Source organism: Dietzia maris (assembly GCF_014144855.1).
Taxonomy (GTDB): domain Bacteria; phylum Actinomycetota; class Actinomycetes; order Mycobacteriales; family Mycobacteriaceae; genus Dietzia; species Dietzia kunjamensis.
The window spans coordinates 1-2,124 of record NZ_JAALDN010000189.1; the positions used below are offsets into that span (position 1 = coordinate 1).

Consider the following 2,124-nt stretch of genomic DNA (forward strand, 5'->3'; position numbering starts at 1 on the left):
CGTCGGCCTGGGCCTCAAGGGTGGAGCTAAGGCGCCCGGCGCACCCAAGGCACCCGGTGCTCCGAAGGCACCCGGCGCTCCGAAGGCCGAGCCCGCCGCCCCGGCGACCGAGGCCCCGGCGAAAGCCGAGCCCGCCGACACTGCCGACACCGCCGAGTCCGCGACCGGTTCCGCCGACCAGGCTGAGTCGACGTCGACCGAGTCCACCCAGGCTGAGTCGACGCCGACCGATGCCCCGGCGAAGCCCGCGTCGGGTGGGGCGATCCCCCGCTCGAAGAAGTCCGGAGGTTACGGCCTCTCTCTGGGCTGACGCCCACCGGACGCCACCGCGGCCCGTGATCAGATCTCCTGATCACGGGCCGCGGCGCATGTGGACGTTCCCCGGGGGGAGGGCGTACGCGCGTCCGCTCGCGACGCCGCCCTCAACCGCTCCCGCGCCTGGCGCCCAGGGCGCTCCCGCAGATGTACTGCACGAAGGTCGCCGCTCCTGAACATGGCGTCTGGCCTGCCCTTCGGCGGGTGCGAGACGCCATGCCCGCGGGCGGCTGGAGCTCCAGCCGGCGACCGCGTAGAAAGGTGCCACCGCCGCGCGGCGTTCACGACATCCCTGTGGGGCCACGGTGCTCTCCTTCGGCCCCGGGCATGGTGCCGCCATGCCCCACCGGACATACGCCCTCCGCGACGCGGGCCACAGCGACCCGAGTGGCACAATCGCAAGGTATGACGCCTGAGACCACGGGACGAACGCTCCACCAGCTGCGCACTCTCGACCAGTCCTCCAAGCTCAAGGACGTCCTCTACGAGATCCGCGGGCCGGTACTGGCCAGGGCCAACCAGCTCGAGGCCGAAGGTCACCGCATCCTCAAGCTGAACATCGGCAACCCCGCGCCGTTCGGGTTCGAGGCGCCGGACGTGATCATGCGCGACATGATCGCCGCGCTCCCCCACGCGCAGGGCTACTCGGAGTCCAAGGGCATCCTGTCGGCCCGCCGGGCGATTTTCACGCGCTACGAGCTGGTCCCGGACTTCCCCCGTCTCAGCGTGGACGACATCTACCTCGGCAACGGCGTGTCCGAGCTCATCACCATGTCGATGCAGGCGCTGCTGGACGACGGCGACGAGGTCCTCATCCCCGCACCGGACTACCCGCTGTGGACCGCCATGACCTCACTCGCCGGGGGCAGGCCCGTCCACTACCTCGCCGACGAACAGGACGACTGGAACCCGTCGCTTGAGGACATCGCCTCCAAGATCACCCCGCGAACCAAGGCCATCGTGGTGATCAACCCCAACAACCCGACCGGCGCGGTCTACTCGCGTGAGGTCCTGCAGGGGATCGTCGATCTCGCCCGCGAGCACAGTCTGCTCATCCTGGCGGACGAGATATACGACCGGATCGTCTACGACGAGGCCGAGCACACCTCCATCGCCACCCTCGCCCACGACCTGCTCGTGCTGACCTTCAACGGACTGTCCAAGACCTACCGTGTGGCGGGCTACCGGGCGGGCTGGCTGGCGATCACGGGCCCCAAGGCGCATGCGGCCGGCTTCCTCGAGGGGTTGGAGCTCCTCGCGTCCACCCGCCTGTGCCCCAACGTGCCCGCGCAGCACGCCATCCAGGTGGCGCTCGGTGGCTATCAGTCGATCAACGAGCTCATCGAGCCCGGCGGCCGGCTGCACGAGCAGCGGGGCATCGCGTGGGAGAAGCTCAACACGATCCCGGGCGTGAGCTGCGTCAAGCCCATGGGCGCGCTGTACGCCTTCCCCAAGCTGGACCCGAACGTCCACGAGATCCACGACGACCGGCTGTTCGCCCTCGACCTGCTCGAGCAGGAGCGGATCCTCGTCACCCAGGGCACGGGCTTCAACTGGCCGGACCCCGATCACTTCCGGGTGGTCACCCTGCCCGCCTCCCGCGATCTGGGCGTGGCGATCGAGCGGATCGGCAACTTCCTGGCCTCGTACCGGCAGTAGCCCGGGGGCCGCGTCGGCCGGTGTCAGGTCGGCCAGTGCCAGGTCGGCCGGGTCAGGTCGACGGGTGTCCTGAGCGCATCGGCGAGACGACCCCCGGCCCGGCGGGGGCCGTCCCCGTGCGGCGGGTGGCGCCCTCCGCCGGCACCCCGC

At 70.5% G+C, this 2,124-nt stretch carries 1 protein-coding gene and 1 pseudogene; both read left to right on the top strand.

All coding sequences use genetic code 11. The features are described from left to right. Positions 1-310, top strand: a pseudogene (locus G6024_RS06855) (hypothetical protein); the annotation flags it as partial. A 410-nt stretch (positions 311-720) separates the two neighbouring features. Next, on the top strand, positions 721-1,974 hold the full coding sequence (locus G6024_RS06860) for a pyridoxal phosphate-dependent aminotransferase (RefSeq protein WP_096906698.1): 1,254 nt from the start codon (positions 721-723) through the stop codon (positions 1,972-1,974). Positions 1,975-2,124 lie beyond the last annotated feature (150 nt).